Annotated in this window: 13 protein-coding genes and 1 pseudogene; 5 read left to right on the plus strand and 9 right to left on the minus strand. The window is 67.9% G+C overall.

Annotated features, from left to right (window positions below; genetic code table 11):
* The 4 genes and pseudogenes from B2X67_RS09360 to B2X67_RS09375 all read right to left on the minus strand — a co-directional run.
* Positions 1-120, minus strand: a pseudogene (locus B2X67_RS09360) (heme ABC transporter ATP-binding protein); the annotation flags it as partial.
* A complete protein-coding gene (locus B2X67_RS09365; protein ID WP_282339662.1) occupies positions 120-1,103 on the minus strand; it encodes a FecCD family ABC transporter permease in 984 nt (327 codons plus the stop codon). The pseudogene B2X67_RS09360 and the gene B2X67_RS09365, both read right to left, overlap by 1 nt.
* Positions 1,104-1,153: 50 nt before the next feature.
* Positions 1,154-2,056: a heme/hemin ABC transporter substrate-binding protein gene (locus B2X67_RS09370; RefSeq protein ID WP_282339571.1), complete on the minus strand. Its 903-nt coding sequence runs from the start codon at positions 2,054-2,056 to the stop codon at positions 1,154-1,156.
* Positions 2,053-3,123, minus strand: a complete 1,071-nt coding sequence (locus tag B2X67_RS09375; protein WP_286785314.1) for a hemin-degrading factor — start codon at positions 3,121-3,123, stop codon at positions 2,053-2,055. The genes B2X67_RS09370 and B2X67_RS09375 overlap by 4 nt, the downstream gene beginning before the upstream one ends.
* 235 nt (positions 3,124-3,358) lie before the next feature.
* On the opposite strand from B2X67_RS09375, the gene B2X67_RS09380 reads away from it, so the two are divergent.
* Positions 3,359-3,682, plus strand: coding sequence for a Rieske (2Fe-2S) protein (locus B2X67_RS09380; RefSeq protein ID WP_286785315.1), 324 nt, complete (start codon positions 3,359-3,361; stop codon positions 3,680-3,682).
* 131 nt (positions 3,683-3,813) lie between these two features.
* Here the strand turns inward: B2X67_RS09380 and B2X67_RS09385 are convergent, their stop codons facing one another.
* The 5 genes from B2X67_RS09385 to B2X67_RS09405 all read right to left on the minus strand — a co-directional run bounded on the left by B2X67_RS09385 (position 3,814) and on the right by B2X67_RS09405 (position 11,374).
* Complete coding sequence (locus B2X67_RS09385; protein ID WP_286785316.1) at positions 3,814-4,905, minus strand: 3-deoxy-7-phosphoheptulonate synthase; 1,092 nt, start codon at positions 4,903-4,905, stop codon at positions 3,814-3,816.
* 457 nt (positions 4,906-5,362) lie between these two features.
* Entirely contained in the window at positions 5,363-7,813 is a 2,451-nt protein-coding gene (locus B2X67_RS09390) for an acetamidase/formamidase family protein (RefSeq protein WP_286785317.1), read from the minus strand.
* A gap of 103 nt (positions 7,814-7,916) precedes the next feature.
* Positions 7,917-9,374, minus strand: a complete 1,458-nt coding sequence (locus tag B2X67_RS09395; RefSeq protein WP_286785318.1) for an acetamidase/formamidase family protein — start codon at positions 9,372-9,374, stop codon at positions 7,917-7,919.
* 117 nt (positions 9,375-9,491) lie between these two features.
* Complete coding sequence (gene sfsA, locus B2X67_RS09400) at positions 9,492-10,202, minus strand: DNA/RNA nuclease SfsA (RefSeq protein ID WP_286785319.1); 711 nt, start codon at positions 10,200-10,202, stop codon at positions 9,492-9,494.
* Entirely contained in the window at positions 10,202-11,374 is a 1,173-nt protein-coding gene (locus B2X67_RS09405) for a pyridoxal phosphate-dependent aminotransferase (protein ID WP_286785320.1), read from the minus strand. The genes sfsA and B2X67_RS09405 overlap by 1 nt, the downstream gene beginning before the upstream one ends.
* Positions 11,375-11,567: 193 nt before the next feature.
* On the opposite strand from B2X67_RS09405, the gene dksA reads away from it, so the two are divergent.
* The 4 genes from dksA (at position 11,568) to B2X67_RS09425 (ending at position 16,222) form a co-directional block, all read left to right on the plus strand.
* Entirely contained in the window at positions 11,568-12,011 is a 444-nt protein-coding gene (gene dksA, locus B2X67_RS09410; RefSeq protein WP_090223573.1) for an RNA polymerase-binding protein DksA, read from the plus strand.
* 117 nt (positions 12,012-12,128) lie between these two features.
* The gene (gluQRS, locus tag B2X67_RS09415) at positions 12,129-13,016 is read left to right on the plus strand and encodes a tRNA glutamyl-Q(34) synthetase GluQRS (RefSeq protein ID WP_286785321.1); all 888 of its coding nucleotides are present in this window, start codon (positions 12,129-12,131) and stop codon (positions 13,014-13,016) included.
* An 82-nt stretch (positions 13,017-13,098) separates the two neighbouring features.
* Positions 13,099-13,275 carry a hypothetical protein gene (locus B2X67_RS09420; protein WP_003095129.1) on the plus strand — a complete coding sequence of 59 codons (177 nt, stop codon included), beginning with the start codon at positions 13,099-13,101 and terminating at the stop codon, positions 13,273-13,275.
* Complete coding sequence (locus B2X67_RS09425) at positions 13,265-16,222, plus strand: sensor histidine kinase (protein ID WP_282339590.1); 2,958 nt, start codon at positions 13,265-13,267, stop codon at positions 16,220-16,222. Before B2X67_RS09420 ends, B2X67_RS09425 begins: the two co-directional genes overlap by 11 nt.
* The last annotated feature ends 22 nt before the right edge of the window (positions 16,223-16,244 follow it).

Raw genomic sequence — 16,244 nt, forward strand, 5'->3', positions numbered from 1 at the left:
CTTGCCGGCGCCGTTGGGGCCGAGCACGCCAAGCACTTCGCCGGGACGCACGTCGAGATCGACGCCCCCAAGCACCAGGGTGTCGCGACGGCGAACGTCCAGCCCACGACAGCACAACATCAGGCGCGTCCCCGCAGCAGCAGATAGAGGAAGAAGGGCGCGCCGATCATCGCGGTGACGATGCCTATCGGCAGCTCCGCGGGCGCCAGCGCCAGACGTGCGACCAGGTCGGCGAGCAGCAGCAGGCTGGCGCCGGCGAGGGCCGAAGCCGGCAGCAGGATGCGGTGATCGGGCCCGGCGATCAGGCGCACCAGGTGCGGCACCACCAGCCCGATGAAGCCGATCAGCCCGGCCGCCGCCACCGCGGCGCCGACGCCCAGCGCGGTGCAGAACACCAGCTCGCGCTTGAGTCGCTCCACCTCGAAGCCCAGGTGACGCGCCTCGGACTCACCCAGCAGCAGCGCATTCAAGGCACGCGCCCGGCGCGGCAGCCAGAGCGACACCGCCAGCGCCACGATCAGCAGGGGCCAGAGCCGCGCATAGCTGGCTCCGTTCAGGCTGCCCATGTTCCAGAAGGTCAGGCTGCGCAGCGTGCTGTCGTCCGCCATGTAGGTGAACAGTCCGATCGCCGCGCCGGCCAGCGCGGTCAGGGCGATGCCGGCAAGCAGCATGGTGGCGACGCTGGTCTGGCCATCGTGACGACCGAGCCGATAGACCAGCGCGGTCACGCCGAGTCCACCGACGAAGGCGCAGAACGACAGCAGGTAAGGCTCGAACGCCACGGGCACACCGCCCAGCGAGGCCCCGGCGACGATCGCCACCGCGGCGCCGAGGGCGGCCCCGCTGGACACGCCGACCAGGCCCGGATCGGCCAGTGGGTTGCGGAACAGCCCCTGCATCGCCACCCCGGACAGCGCCAGCACCGCGCCCACGGCGAGGCCGAGCAGCGTACGCGGCAGGCGGATCTGCCCGAGGATCAGTTCGGCCTGCTCCAGGCCGGCGGCGGAAACGGGCAGTCCCACCATCCGCAACGCGGCGCGCAGCGTATCCAGCAACGGCAGGCTGACCGGCCCAAGGGCCAGCGACAGCCAGATGGCAAGCACGAGGAGGACGCCCAGGAAGATCAGCAGCCGGCGTGAACGAACGGAAGCACTCATGGTTGGCGGTCGGCGACCTTCAACGGCGGTGCCGCAGGATAGAAGCCTGCCGACAGGTCGGCCAACGCCTGGGGAATCCGTGGTCCCAGGCCGCCGACCAGCAAGGTCGGATCGACCCAGAGGATGCGCCCGCCCTTCGCCGCCTTGGTCGAAGCCAGCGCCGGCGTGCTCTTGAGCAGCGCGGCGATGGCGTCGTCACCGCTCAGCCGGCGGTCCGCGAAGACCACCACGTCAGGGTCCAGCGCCGCCATCGACTCGGCAGAGATCGGCTTGTAGCCGTCGTGCCCGGTCAGGTTCCGGCCACCGGCGTGCTCAACGAACCAGGCAGCGGCCGTGTCCTTGCCCGCGGCCATCGGGCTGTTGCCGACGTGACCAAGGAGAAACAGCACGCGCGGCGCCGGTGCGGTAACCCGCGCCTGCTCGACCCACTGTGCCTGGCGCTGCAGGCGTGCCTCGTAGTCGGCCAGGGTTCGTGCGGCTCGCTGGGGGTCGCCGAGCAGTTCGCCGAGCCGTTTCAGATTGGCTTGCAGGGCGGGCACTTCCGGCGCGGCGGAGAGGGTTTCGATACGCACCCCGGCGGCCTTGAGCTGCGCCAGCACCGTGGGCGGGCCCATCTCCTCGCTGCCCAGCAGCAGGTCGGGCTTCAGCGCGAGGATGCCTTCCGCCGCCAGTTGGCGCTGGTAACCAATGCTCGGCAATGCGCGCAGGCTGTCGGGATGCTGGCTGGTGCTGTCGACGCCGACCAGCTTGCGCTCGCTACCGAGCGCCACGATCCATTCGCTCAGCGAGCCGCCGGCGCTGACCCAGCGCTGCGGCAGGTCTTCGGCGCCAGCCAAGCCAGGCGCTGCGAGAACACCCATGAACAGCGCGAGCGCGCCTGCGATTCGCCGCATGCTCATGCCTCCAGTACCGAAGCCTGCTCGGCCAGGGTCCGCCAGTCCTGACGTTCCGGGGTGCCGGGCTTGCGTTCGCCGAACAGTTGAAGGATCAGCTCGCCGTCGGCATCGAAGGCTTCCAGGCTGGTGACCACGCCGTCGACGCTGGGTTTGCGCACGCGCCACAGTTCGTGGACACCGGAGGTTTTCAGGTGCAGGTTGAACAGGGGGTCGAGCACGTTGAACCACTCGCCCATCCAGCGCAGGTTGCGCACCGGCCCGGTGTGGATCTGGATGCAGTGGCGGTTGCCGACGAAGACCATCACCGGCACTTCGCGCACGCCGGCCACATCCAGCGTGCGCGGCAGTTCGGCCGGCTGCAGCGGTTCGGCCCACTCAGCGCCGGCCAGGCGCAGCGCCTGGGTGCGGGCGACGGCGTGTTTCCTCAGCATCGCGTGGAAATGGTGGGTGTCCTTTAGGTCCGCCCAGTCGGCACGCAGCGCCTCGACGTCGACCGACGCGTCGGCCACGGTCGCGCTAGGCTCGGCGGCGGCCTGCTGCTCCAGCTCGGCGCTCTGCGATTCGGCACGGAAGCGCTCGATCAACGGTTCCCAGGCGGACACCTCGCTGGCCTCGGTGAGAAAGACCTTGTGCACCGCCGCGCCCTGGCGATCGAAGAACTGCAGGCTGCGGTGGGCGCCGTGGTCAGTCTGCTCGACGATGGCGAACGCGAACGTCCAGCCGGAGAGGAAGAAGCGCAGGTCGATGTCCGGCGAAACCACCAGCCCCATCTGCCCGTTCGGCGCGATGCTGACTTCGCGGTACGGGCCTTTGCGTTCATGCACGCATTGCTCGTTGCGGGTCAACGCCATCACCTGGCCGAGGTCGCCGAGCGCCGGCAGCAGCGCTGCCCACTCCGGACGCAGGCGCACCGCGTCGAGGCCGATCCGGCTGGCGATCAGTTCGGCCTCGCTGACACCCAGCGCGGCCGCGGCATCGCGGGCGCGCAGATGTGGCTGCTGCTCGCGCAGCGATTGCCAAGCCTGGTAGAGCCGCGAGGCGGACGACGCGCCGGGAGGGGAAAGACTCATCTTCGAGGTTCCTTGGACGATCAGAAAGGCGTTGGACCATAGCGCAAGCGTTTTGCACGGGTCATCCAAACTTACACTTACTGCGCCCTTATTCTCAATTGAGATTTACTTGCAATAAAGTACCGCCGCTGCTTCAGTCGAGGTCTCAGCGGCGCGAGGAACAGATGAAGCCCAAACGCCTGCGTTGACTTGCGCACATTCGGACGAATAATGCGCAGCCCGAATGGAGACCGCCGTGCACCTGCTCTGCACATCCGATCAACTGGCCGAGGGCCAGAGCCGCAGCTTCGTCTGCGCCGACCTGCCGCTGCTGGCGGTGCGCCGCGACGGCCGCGTGCACCTCTACCGCAACCGCTGCCCGCACCGCGGCGTGCGCCTCGACTGGCAACCCGACCGCTTCCTCGACGACAGCGGCAGCCTGATCCGCTGCGCCGTGCACGGAGCGTTGTTCCTCATCGAAAGCGGCGAATGCGTGACCGGCCCCTGCGAAGGCCTGGCACTGGAAGCGCTGGACTGCCTCGAGGACGAGCGCGGCATCTGGTTGAACGCGCAGCCGTAGGGCGGCTGAACCCCGCGAACGCCTGCTCGATGCAGACGTAGGGTGGGCTTCAGCCCACGCGACACACCGATGCATGGGGGGCGATGTTGGGCTGAAGCCCACCCTACGTGCAATTCACCCCTACCTGTCGATCAACGCCGTCCCAGGCGCTGCGCCGCTTCGCGCAGCACCCGCTCGGTGCCGTCCCAGCCCAGGCAGCCATCGGTGATCGAGACGCCGTAGCGCAGTTCGCAACCCAGCGACTGGCTGCCGTCGAACAGGTGGCTTTCCAGCATCACCCCACGCAGCGAGTCATCGCCGGCCAGGCGCTGGTCGATCACCGCGCGCAGCACCTCGGGCTGGCGCAGCGGGTCCTTGCCGCTGTTGGCGTGGCTGCAATCGACCATGATCCGCGCGGCGATGCCCTGGCGATGCAGGTCGGCACGGGCGCTGGCGACGCTGGCGGCATCGTAGTTCGGTCCGCGATGGCCGCCGCGCAAGACCAGATGGGTATCCGGATTACCCTGGGTGTGCACGATGGCCGGGCGGCCCTGGCCGTCGACGCCGAAATGCTGGTGCGCGTGGGCCGCCGAGCGCATGGCGTCGCAGGCGATGATGAGGCTGCCATCGGTGCCGTTCTTGAAACCTACCGGCAGATCCAGGCCGCTGACCAGTTCGCGGTGGACCTGCGATTCACTGGTCCGTGCCCCGATCGCCGCCCAGCCGAGCAGGTCGTCGAAGTAGCCGGCGAGCAGCGGCTGCAACAGTTCATTGGCTAGCGGCAGGCCCATCTCCGCGAGCCGCAGCATCAGCCCGCGCGAACGCTCCAGCCCGGCGTGCATGTCGCCGCTGCCATCCAGGTGCGGGTCGTAGACCAGGCCTTTCCAGCCGACGGTGGTGCGCGGCTTCTCGACGTAGGCGCGCATCACCAGCAGCAGGTCCTGGTCGACGTCGCGGGCCAGTCCGGCGAGTCGTTCGGCATAGTCGAGCACGGCCGTCTCGTCATGCAGCGAGCACGGGCCGACCACCACCAGCAGGCGCGGATCGCGGCCATCGAGGACGGCGCGGATGGCCTGGCGCTGTTGCTGGATCTGCTGGGTGAGGACGGGAGCGAGCGGCAGTCGCTCGCGCAGCTCCAGTGCGCTGGGCAGCGGCGAGGTGTGACGGCGGGGCTGGCTGGGGAAACTACGCAGTTCGGCGGTAGGCGGCGTGGCGAGGGTGGCGGCGGAAACGGCGGATGACATGGACGGGCTCCTTGGCCGGCGCGGGCATTGGCCGCGCGCGGCGCGCTATCGTGTGGTTGTTCGTTCGAGGGGAATGGCGGTGGCGAAGCGGGTAAATCGCCAGGCGTAGCGGGAGTCGTCGAAGGAGCGGCGGTAGGTGGTCATGGGTTGTTCCTCGGGTTGAAAAAACGTAGGGCTGAAAAAACGAAACCCCCGGTCGGGTTACCGACCGGGGGTTCTGAGAACTCTGTGGTGGCGACCCGTCTTGCCGGGCGCCTGGTGGGTATCAGGCGCGCGCGTGGCTAAACCAATACCCGTAAAAGAAGAAACGCACGGCAGCGCCGGTAGCCCGGACACGCGCGGTCGCACTGCGTTGGGCAGCGGAACGAACGAGGGGGTTGGCGGCGTTGTGCATGGTTGTCTCCGTTGAATGTGAGCCACGTTACTGCATCGCCCGGCGTCGATCAATCGCCTGTGGCTATGGCGGTGATCGATCCGGCGCGCCGTCGTAGTCCGGGAAGATCGCCTTGCGGATGATCGCGTGCACGCCGAGGTTGCCGTCCACCACCTGGGTGACGCCGAAATCCACCGCCACCGAGATCAGCGAGATTGCCTCGTCCTCGGTCAGTCCGTGAGCCTTCATCAGGTAGTGCCGGGTCTTGCGGAAGGCGTCGCGCATCGCCGCTTCCATCGAGGACTCCTTGTACACCTGGGTCTGCGCGTTCGGTCCCAGTTCGGCCTGGTAGTTGGCGAAACTCAGCCCCTGCAGCACCCACTCCTCGGCGGTTTCGAGGAACGGGTAGCTGAGCTCGGCGAGGAAGCTGCCGGCCATCTGCACCTTCTTGTGCAGCACCAGTTGGAAGACGCCGGTCAGCGAGCACTCGATGGCGGTGCCGCACAGCTCGGAGTCGCCCTGCGAGGCGTGCGGATCGCCCACCGAGAACAGCGCGCCGTCCACCGACACCGGCAGGAATACCTTGGCGCCCTTGCCGGCCCGCCAGTTGTCGAGGTTGCCGCCGAAGTAGCTGGGCGGGATCGAGTCCACCGGGCCGAACTCCTTCGGCGCCACCGCCAGCACGCCGAAATGCGGGCGCACCGGCACCACCGCCTTGGCCAGGACGCCGTACTGCCGCTCGATGGTGGCCGGGTCGACCGGCACGCCGGGATAGTCGATGGTGGCGTGGCGCACGCCGAACGGGTCGGTCTGCGGCGTCCAGCGGAAGTTGTAGAGCGCCTTGGCGTGGGGCGGATGGGTGCGCGCGTCGATCTCGTAGACGGTCACCACCTCGCGCTTCTTCGGCTCGGTGAGCAGGTCGTCGTAGTGGAAGCCCCACCAGGCCGCCGCGTTGCTGCCGAAGCTGCGGCCCTGGTGCTGCGGATGGCGACTGGGCCGCGGCAGGATGTCGAGGATGCGGATCTCCAGCACGTCGCCCGGCTCGGCACCGCGCACGTGGACCGGCCCGGTGCAGATGTGCACGCCAAAGCCTTCGCCGGCGCCGCGACCCAGAATGGAGGCGTCCATCGGGCCGGCGCCGCGGCGCTCGACGTTCTTCTTCTCGGCGCTCCAGTGGAACACGCTCTCGGCGCCGGGATCGCCTTCGATCATTCGCTCGCAGTCGTCCGAAGCGTGCTGGGTCAGCGTCTCGATGGTCAGGATGTCGCCGGAATTGACCGTCAGCACCGGCGCGATGGAGCGGCTGAAATAGCCCCAGTGCACGGTCTTCTCCGAGACCGGGATGTAGTAGTGGTTGGGCAGCGCCTCGCCGGCGGGACCTCCCGGCGAATCCTTCTCCGCCACCGCCGCCGCGCGTTTCGGCGCCAGCGCCAGGCTCAGTGCGTAGCGCGCATGGTCGTCGAGCACGCCCTGGAACGCACGGCGCTGGCGCTCGCCGGGATCGTCGCCGGGACGCGGCGGCGCCAGGTTCAGCCGCTGGCTTTGCGGTGGACGACCGCGCTGCAGCGTCTCGTGCGGATTCTTCGGCGGCTCGGCGCGGTAGGCGCGCGGCGACAGGCCGAACTGCGCGGAGAAGGCGCGGCTGAAGTTCGCCGCGTCGCCGAAGCCCCAGCGAAAGCACAGCTCGGAAATGCTGAAGTGCGCCAGCGCCGGGTTGGCCAGGTCGAGCCGGCAGCGCTCCAGCCGGCGGTTGCGCAGGTATTCGCCGAAGGTGGTGGCGCCGGTCTTGAACAGCTTCTGCAGGTAACGCACGGAAAGCCCTTCCAGACGGGCGACATCCTCGACCTGCAGCTCGGCGTCGCCGAGGCGCGCCTCGATGCAGCGGCAGACGCGGCGCAAGTGGGCCAGTTGCACGGAGGTGGAATCCTCCGGCTGGCTGCGCTCGCGGTGCGACAGGCAGGCCACCAAAAGCTCGGTAAGCGTCGCCTCCAGCGGCGGCAACTGGTCGCGGTCCAAATGGGCGAGTTCGTCGGCGATCGACTGGATCAGGTTCAGGCACACCGCGCCGACACCGTTGCGGGTGGCGATGCGGTTGAGTTCCTGGCTGCCGGTACGCACCAGCCGCAGGATGAAACTGGCCGATTCGAGCTTGACCAGCAGCGCGCGGAAATCGCTGTCCAGCTCGATGCGCCAGGCCTGCGCCGGGTCGAACAGGACGATGTCGCCGGCACCGATGGCGACACGCTGGCCGTCCTCCACCAGCGCCCCGCTGCCGCCGAGCAGGGCCAGCACCAGCACGGTGCTGCCCTGGCACAGGCGCGCGTTGTCGGGGTGCGGGCTGAGCACCTGCGGCGAGGCGCTGACCTGCAGGAACACCGAATCCAGCGCCGAACTGCACAGCGCCACATGGCCGTCGGCCGGCTGGCCGACGAGGCTGCTGGCCAGGCGCACGCGCTGGAACACCTCGTCCCAGGCGGACTGGCGCAGCTCCTCGGGGAAGGCGCTGCTGGAAAAACGGCGCAGGTCGTTGAGCATCGCTATCCCGTGCAAAAGAAAGAAGTCTGGCCAGTGTACCCACCGCGCCGCGACACCGGCCGAAGCGACCGGCATTGCGAAGCGAGGGTCATGCCAGGGCGGTTCAACCCTCGCGGGCGGGGAAGATGCTCTTCTTGATCACCGCGTGCACGCCCCAGTTGCCGTCCACCACCTGGGTGATGCCGAAGTCCACCGCCACCGACATCAGCGAGATCGCCTCGTCCTCGTCCAGGCGCTGGGTGGTCATCAGGAAGTGCCGCATCTTGTGGTACGCATCGCGCAGCGCCAGGTCCACCGAGGACTTGGAGTAGATCGACTGCTGCGCACCGGCGCCCAGCTCGGCCAGGTAGTTGGCGAAGCTGAAGCCGTGCAGCACCCAGTCGTCCTGGGTTTCCAGCAGCGGATAGTTGAGTTCCGCCAGCGGCGTGCCGGGCAGTTCGGCCTTCTTGTGCAGGACGAACTGGAAGGTGCCGGTCAGGGAGCACTCGATCGCCGTGCCGCACAGCTCGGAGTCGCCCTGCGACGCGTGCGGATCGCCCACGGAAAACATCGCGCCGGCAACCGCCACCGGGAAATACAGGGTCGCGCCCTTGCCGATGCGCCAGTTGTCGATGTTGCCGCCGGTGTAGCTGGGCGGAATCGAGGTGACCATGTCGGCCTCGGCCGGGGCCACACCGATGGTGCCGAAGTGCGGACGGATGGGGACGCGGATGTTCTTCAGCACGTTCTCGTTCTTCCTGATCGTGCTGTGGTTCACCGGAATGCCGGGGTAGTCGATGGTCGGGTGGACCACGCCGAACGGGTCGGTCTGCGGCGTCCAGCGATAGTTGTAGACCGCGCGCGCCCAGTTGCGCTCGCCGGTGGCGTCGATCTCGTAGAGGGTCACCACCTCGCGTTTCTTCGGTTCGCTGAGCAGGTCGCCGTAGTGGAACCCCCAGTTGGCGGCGGCGTTGCTGCCGAACGACTTGCCCTTGAACGCCGGGTTGGCGCTGGGCCGCAGCGCCACGTCGACGATCCGCACTTCAAGGATGTCGCCCGGTTCGGCGCCCTTGATGAACACCGGACCGGTGCAGATGTGCACGCCCTCGCCGCCGCCGGCACCGATCTTCGCGTCCATCGGCCCGGCACCGCGGCGGTTCACGCCCTTGCGCTTGGCGTCCCAGTAGAAGACGCTTTCCGCGCCCGGATCGCCCTTGACCATGCGTTCGGCATCGTCGTTGGAATGGTGGGTCAGGGTCTCGATGGTCACGTAGTCGCCGGTTTCGATCTCCACCACCGGCTTGGCCGACTTGCTGAAGTAGCCCCAGAGCACGGTCTCCGCGCTGGCCGGAATATAGTAGTGGCTGGTCGGGCCATTCCCCGGCTTGGCGCTGGCGCTCGCCGCCATCGCGCTGGGCGACATCGATACGCCCAGGGCGCCGAGCGTCGCCGCACCGCCGCCGACCACCATGGCGTCACGCAGGAAGCTGCGCCGCGCGGCGTGGAATTCACCCTTGATGTCTTTTTCGTTCTCGGCGGTAACGCCGTGCATGCAACCCGGACTGCAAACGTGATCGTCCATAGGAACCCCCTTGGTCAGCGCGAAAGGCGCCGGCACCTGGCGGGCCGGCGTGTCGATTATTCGCGGGGGTGGCGGCAAAGCGCTTGTCGGGCGCCGCACAAATCCTTGTCGCCGGCGCTAATCCAGCAGCACCGGCAACCGTCGGTCGATGAACAGGCCGTCGAGCGTCACCTGCGCAGCGTAGGCGAGGATTTCCACTCCGGCCGCGTGGGCGTCCTGCAGCGCCGCGGCATAGAGCGGGTCGATTTCCCGCGCCGGGCGCACCGCCTCGACCCCGGAGAGGTTGACGCAATACAGCTGCACCGCGCGAACCCCGGCCCGCGCCAGCGCCGCCAGCTCGCGCAGGTGACGCGCGCCGCGCAGGGTCTGCGCATCGGGGAAGGCGGCCACTGGGCTGTCGTCGAAACCGAGGGTGACGCTTTTGACTTCGACGAACGCCGGGCCGCTGGCGAACTCCAGGCGGAAATCGATGCGGCTGTTCTCCACGCCGTAGGGCACCTCGCGCTTGAGCGCCTCGAAACCGGCCAGCTCGGCGATGCGGCCGGCACGCAACGCCTCCTCGATCAGCGGGTTGGCCCGCGCGGTGTTCACGCAGGCCAGCCGGCCCTGTGGGGTTTCCGCCAGTTCCCAGGTGCCCGGCAGCTTGCGCCTGGGGTCGCTGGAACGCTGGAACCACACGCGCCCGCCGGGCGCCATGCAGTTGAGCATCGACCCGGTGTTCGGGCAGTGGATGCACAGTTCCTCGCCGCCGGCAGTGACCACGTCGGCGAGGAATCGCTTGTAGCGGCGCACCAGCAGCGCCTCTTCGAGGGGAGCGGCGAAGCGCATCAGCCCTGCCAGCTCTTCAGCCCGCGGGCGATGCGCTCGACGGCTTCCTGCAGGCGCGGCAGGCTCTGGGTGTAGGCGAAGCGCACGTGCTGGGTGGCCAGGTGGCGGCCGAAATCCAGCCCCGGCGTGATGGCGACGAACTCGGTTTCGATCATGTGCTGGCAGAACGCGAAGGCGTCGCCGCCGAACGCGGAAATATCCGCATATAGATAGAAGGCCCCTTCCGGCTCCACGGCGATGCGGAAACCCAGCTCGCGCAACGCGGGCAGGAGAAAGTCGCGGCGCCGGCCGAATTCGGCGCGACGCTCCTCGAGAATCTCCAGCGTGGCCGGCTCGAAACAGGCCAGAGCCGCGTGCTGGGCCATCGACGGCGCACTGATGTACAGGTTCTGCGCCAGCTTCTCCAGGTCGGCGACCGCCGCCGGGGGCGCCACCAGCCAGCCGAGCCGCCAGCCGGTCATGCCGAAATACTTGGAGAAACTGTTCAGCACGAACGCCTGATCGTCGACTTCCAGCACGCTGGCGGCGTCGGTGCCGTAGGTCAGCCCGTGGTAGATCTCGTCCACCACCAGATGCCCGCCACGCACCTTCAGGGCGGAGGACAGCGAGGCCAGTTCATCGCGCTGCAACAAGGTGCCGGTAGGGTTGGCCGGAGAAGCGACCAGCGCGCCGACGCTGTCGCCGTCCCAGTAGCGCTCGACCAGATCGGCGGTCAGCTGGTAGCGGGTGTCCGCGCCGACCGGGACCAGTTGCGCGGCGCCTTCCACCAGGCGCAGGAAGTGCCGGTTGCACGGATAACCGGGGTCGGCCAGCAGCCAGTGCTTGCCCGGATCGACCAGCAGGCTAGCCGCCAGCAGCAAGGCGCCGGAACCGCCGGGAGTAATCAGGATGCGTTCGGGGTCAATGCTTAACCCGTAGCGCTGCGCGTAGAAGCCGGCGATGGCCTGGCGCAGCGGTGGTAGACCGCGAGCCGCGGTGTAGCGGGTATGTCCCGCCGCCAGCGCAGCCTGCCCGGCGGCAACGATCGGCGCAGCGGTGGAGAAATCCGGCTCGCCGATTTCCAGGTGGATCACGTCATGGCCTTCACCCTGCAATTGATTGGCGCGGGCCAGCAGGGCCATGACGTGAAACGGTTCGATAGCGCGACTACGTGCGCTGTAGGACGGGGCCATTGGCCTTCCTTTATCAGGGCAAAAACGGTGATTCTAACCAAGGCTTCACCGAAGCGGCAGCATCCGGGAGTTTGGAGTAGCGCGCCCAGTTTTGATCTGGTAAGTTCGCCCGCTTGCAGACGCGGGGCCGGGTTGACCGGCGAAGGACATCTTCCTGCGCAGTGGACCAAAAAGAGTTGAGAGGCGGCCATCCATGCCCACCAAAGCTAAAGAACAGAGCAGCCAGCTGAACCGTGGCTACGAGCCCTACCAGGAAACCAAGGGCGAGGAGTACATGAGCGACAAGATGCGCGCTCACTTCACCGGCATCCTCAACAAGTGGAAAAAGGAGCTGATGGAAGAGGTCGACCGTACCGTGCATCACATGCAGGACGAAGCCGCCAACTTCCCCGATCCGGCCGACCGCGCCAGCCAGGAAGAAGAGTTCAGCCTGGAACTGCGTGCCCGTGACCGCGAGCGCAAGCTGATCAAGAAGATCGACGAGACGCTGCAGCTGATCGAAGACAACGACTACGGCTGGTGCGATTCCTGCGGCGTGGAAATCGGCATCCGCCGGCTCGAAGCCCGCCCCACCGCCACGCTCTGCATCGACTGCAAGACGCTGGCGGAAATCAAGGAAAAGCAGATCGGTTCATGATCTCGACGGGGCGCCAAGGCGCCCCGTTTCGTTTCTGCCGTTTGCCCTTCGAGCAGGCGATTTGCGTGGAACCAGGCCGTCTGGCGCAATGCCGGGCAACGCATCGATAATCCGCCGATGAACACCTCTTCCTATATAGGCCGCTTCGCGCCGACGCCCAGTGGTCATCTGCATTTCGGTTCGCTGGTCGCCGCCCTCGCCTCCTGGCTCGACGCCCGCGCGCTCGGCGGTCGCTGGCTGCTGCGCATGGAAGACCTCGACCCGCCCCGCGAAGTCCCTGGCGCCCAGGCCGGCATCCTGCAGACGCTGGAGCGCTACGGCCTGCACTGGGACGGCGAGATCGTCCGCCAGAGCGAGCGTCACGCCGCCTACCTGCAGGTCATCGAACGCCTGCAGCAGCAGGGCCTGGCCTACGCCTGCATCTGTTCGCGCAAACAGCTCGAAGGCCAGGGCGGCGTCTATCCCGGCACCTGCCGCGAAGCCCGGCACGCCAGCGAACACGCCGCGATCCGCCTGCGCGTGCCGCAGCTGGACTACCGCTTCGTCGATCGCGTGCAGGGCGAGTTCAGCCAGCACCTGGGCCGCGACGTCGGCGATTTCGTCATCCGTCGGCGCGACGGGTTGTTCGCCTACCAGTTGGCGGTGGTGCTCGACGACGCCTGGCAGGGTGTCACCGATATCGTCCGCGGCGCCGATCTGCTCGACTCGACGCCGCGCCAGCTCTACCTGCAGGAACTGCTGGGGCTGCCCCAGCCGCGTTACCTGCACGTGCCGCTGATCATCCAGCCGGACGGGCACAAGCTGGGCAAGTCGTACCGCTCGCCGCCGCTGGCCGCCGGTCAGGCATCGCCATTGCTGTTGCGCGCGCTGCGGGCGCTCGGCCAACCCACGCCGGACGCCGCCGAAGGCGCCGCCCCCGAGCAGCTGCTCGCCTGGGCCGCACGGCACTGGGACGCCGGCCTCATTCCGCGCTGTCGCACCCTGGCCGAGGCACAGCTGCGCTAGGCGCCGCCCCACGACCTTGCGCTTATAGCTTGCGGCGCGCCGCTTCCATTACCATCGCCCGACTTCCGAATCGAGACCGAGCATGTACATCTACCGACTGGTCTTGCTCCTGGTGGTGGGGATCTACCTGTTTTCCCCGGCCATCATGGATTGGTGGATCGACCCCAACGGCGCCTGGTACCGGCCGTATCTGCTCTGGCTGATCCTCATCGTGGTCACCTTCATCCTGCAGAGCCAGCGAGACGCCGATGAGCTTTAGCCTGAGCCAGCTGACGCTGGTCAGCGCCGTCTACCTGTTCGCCCTGTTCGGCGTCGCCTGGCTCAGCGAGCACGGCGTGGTGCCGAGGCGCCTGGTTCGCCACCCCCTGGTCTACACGCTGTCGCTGGGCGTCTACGCCAGCGCCTGGGCCTTCTACGGCACGGTCGGCCTGGCGTACCAGTACGGCTACGGCTTCCTCGCCAGTTACCTCGGCGTCTCCGGCGCCTTCCTGCTGGCGCCGGTGCTGCTCTATCCGATCCTGCGCATCACCCGCGCCTATCAACTGTCGTCGCTGGCCGACCTGTTCGCCTTCCGCTTCCGCAGCGGCTGGGCCGGGGCGCTGACCACGCTGTTCATGCTGATCGGCATCCTGCCGCTGCTGGCCCTGCAGATCCAGGCGGTGGCCGACTCCATCGGCATCCTCGCCGGCGAGGCACAGCAGGCGAAGATGGCACTGGGCTACTGTCTGATGATCATCCTCTTCACCATTCTCTTCGGCGCCCGCCACATCGCCACCCGCGAGAAACACGAGGGGCTGGTCTTCGCCATCGCCTTCGAGTCGATGGTCAAGCTGATCGCCCTGGGCGGCATCGGCCTGTATTCGCTGTACGGCGTGTTCGGCGGGCCGCACCAGCTGGAGGTCTGGCTGCTGCAACACCAGACGGCGCTGACCACCCTGCACACGCCGCTGCAGGAAGGGCCATGGCGCACGCTGCTGCTGGTGTTCTTCGCGTCGGCGATCGTCATGCCGCACATGTACCACATGACCTTCACCGAGAACCTCAACCCGCGCGGGCTGGTGAGCGCCAGTTGGGGCCTGCCGCTGTTCCTGCTGCTGATGAGCCTGGCGGTGCCGCCGATTCTCTGGGGCGGCCTGAAGCTGGGCGCCACCACCAACCCGGAATACTTCTCCCTGGGACTGGGCCTCGCCGCCGGCAAGCCGGCGCTGGCGATGCTCGCCTACGTCGGCGGCCTGTCCGCCTCCAGCGGGCTGATCATCGTCTCGACGCTGGCGCTCTCGGGAATGGTCCTCAACCACCTGGTGCTGCCGGCCTACCAGCCGCCGGCCGAGGGCAACATCTACCGCTGGCTGAAATGGACCCGCCGCGGCCTGATCGCCGCGATCATCCTCGCCGGCTACGGCTTCTACCTGCTGCTGGGCGCGCAGCAGGACCTCTCCAACCTGGGCATCGTATCCTTCGTCGCTACCCTGCAGTTTCTCCCTGGCGTGCTCTCGGTGCTCTACTGGCCGACCGCCAACCGGCGCGGCTTCATCGCCGGCCTGCTGGCCGGCATCGCGGTGTGGACGGTGGGCATGCTGCTGCCGCTGGTCGGCGACATGGAGGGCTTCTACCTGCCCTTCTTCGACCTCATCTACGTGCTCGACGACACCAGCTGGCACCTGGCGGCGATCGCCTCGCTGGCCGCCAACGTGCTGGTGTTCACCCTGGTTTCGCTGTTCACCGAGGGCAGCGTCGAGGAGAAGAGCGCCGCCGAGGCCTGCGCGGTGGACAACGTGCGCCGTCCGCAACGCCGCGAGCTGCTCGCCGCCTCGCCGCAGGAGTTCGCCGCCCAGCTGGCCAAGCCGCTCGGCGGCAAGACCGCGCAGAAGGAGGTGGCCCAGGCCCTGCGCGATCTGCACCTGCCCTTCGACGAGCGCCGCCCCTATGCCTTGCGCCGCCTGCGCGACCGTATCGAGGCCAACCTGTCGGGGTTGATGGGGCCGAGCGTGGCGCAGGACCTGGTGGAAGGTTTCCTGCCCTACAAATCCGGCAGCGAGGGCTATGTCACCGAGGACATCCACTTCATCGAGAGCCGCCTGGAAGACTACCAGTCGCGCCTCACCGGCCTTGCCGCCGAGCTCGACGCGCTGCGCCGCTACCACCGGCAGACCCTGCAGGAACTGCCGATGGGTGTCTGCTCGCTGGCCAAGGACCATGAAATCCTCATGTGGAACCGCGCGATGGAGGAACTCACCGAGATTCCCGCCCAGCGGGTGGTCGGCTCGCGCCTGTCGGCACTCGGCGAACCCTGGAAGAGCCTGCTGGAGAACTTCATCGCCGCCGACGACCAGCATTTGCACAAGCAGCACCTGGACCTCGCCGGGCACACGCGCTGGCTCAACCTGCACAAGGCGGCGATCGACGAGCCGCTGGCGCCGGGCAACAGCGGGCTGGTGCTGCTGGTCGAGGACCAGACCGAGACCCAGTCGCTGGAAGACAAGCTGGCGCACTCCGAACGGCTGGCCAGCATCGGCCGCCTCGCCGCCGGCGTCGCCCACGAGATCGGCAACCCGATCACCGGCATCGCCTGCCTGGCGCAGAACCTGCGCGAGGAGCGCGAGGCCGACGAGGAGCTCAGCGAAATCAGCAGCCAGATCGTCGAGCAGACCAAGCGCGTGTCGCGCATCGTCCAGTCGCTGATGAGCTTCGCCCACGCCGGTAGCCGCCAGGTCGAGAGCGAATCGGTCTGCCTGGCGGACATCGCCCAGGAAGCCATCGGCCTGCTGTCGCTGAACAAACGCAGCGTCGACGTACAGTTCTACAACCTCTGCGACCCCGCGCACTGCGCCGAAGGCGATTCGCAACGCCTGGCCCAGGTGCTGATCAACCTGCTGTCCAACGCCCGCGACGCCTCGCCGGAAGGCGGCGCGATCCGGGTACGCAGCGAGGCCAGCGAGCACAGCGTCGAGCTGATCGTCGAGGACGAAGGCGGCGGAATTCCGAAGGCGATCGCCGACCGGCTGTTCGAGCCTTTCTTCACCACCAAGGACCCCGGCAAGGGGACCGGCCTGGGGCTCGCGCTGGTCTATTCGATCGTGAAAGAGCATTATGGCCAGATAACACTCGACAGCCCGGTCGACACCGAGCACCAGCGCGGCACCCGTTTCAGGGTCCGTTTGCCGAGGTATGTCGAAGCGACGTCCGCAGTGATCCCCGGGAGCTGAAATGCAGGCTGCATGCCGCTTG

The organism is Pseudomonas sp. UBA3153, assembly GCF_002364635.1.
Taxonomy (GTDB): domain Bacteria; phylum Pseudomonadota; class Gammaproteobacteria; order Pseudomonadales; family Pseudomonadaceae; genus Pseudomonas_O; species Pseudomonas_O kuykendallii.

What these genes read in the sequence shown, in the direction of transcription:
- B2X67_RS09370 (WP_282339571.1), bottom strand. Translation starts at nt 2,056, where the DNA reads ATGAGCATGCGGCGAATCGCAGGCGCGCTCGCGCTGTTCATGGGTGTT.
- B2X67_RS09375 (WP_286785314.1), bottom strand. Translation starts at nt 3,123, where the DNA reads ATGAGTCTTTCCCCTCCCGGCGCGTCGTCCGCCTCGCGGCTCTACCAG.
- B2X67_RS09385 (WP_286785316.1), bottom strand. Translation starts at nt 4,905, where the DNA reads ATGTCATCCGCCGTTTCCGCCGCCACCCTCGCCACGCCGCCTACCGCC.
- B2X67_RS09390 (WP_286785317.1), bottom strand. Translation starts at nt 7,813, where the DNA reads ATGCTCAACGACCTGCGCCGTTTTTCCAGCAGCGCCTTCCCCGAGGAG.
- B2X67_RS09395 (WP_286785318.1), bottom strand. Translation starts at nt 9,374, where the DNA reads ATGGACGATCACGTTTGCAGTCCGGGTTGCATGCACGGCGTTACCGCC.
- sfsA (WP_286785319.1), bottom strand. Translation starts at nt 10,202, where the DNA reads ATGCGCTTCGCCGCTCCCCTCGAAGAGGCGCTGCTGGTGCGCCGCTAC.
- B2X67_RS09405 (WP_286785320.1), bottom strand. Translation starts at nt 11,374, where the DNA reads ATGGCCCCGTCCTACAGCGCACGTAGTCGCGCTATCGAACCGTTTCAC.
- dksA (WP_090223573.1), top strand. Translation starts at nt 11,568, where the DNA reads ATGCCCACCAAAGCTAAAGAACAGAGCAGCCAGCTGAACCGTGGCTAC.
- gluQRS (WP_286785321.1), top strand. Translation starts at nt 12,129, where the DNA reads ATGAACACCTCTTCCTATATAGGCCGCTTCGCGCCGACGCCCAGTGGT.
- B2X67_RS09420 (WP_003095129.1), top strand. Translation starts at nt 13,099, where the DNA reads ATGTACATCTACCGACTGGTCTTGCTCCTGGTGGTGGGGATCTACCTG.
- B2X67_RS09425 (WP_282339590.1), top strand. Translation starts at nt 13,265, where the DNA reads ATGAGCTTTAGCCTGAGCCAGCTGACGCTGGTCAGCGCCGTCTACCTG.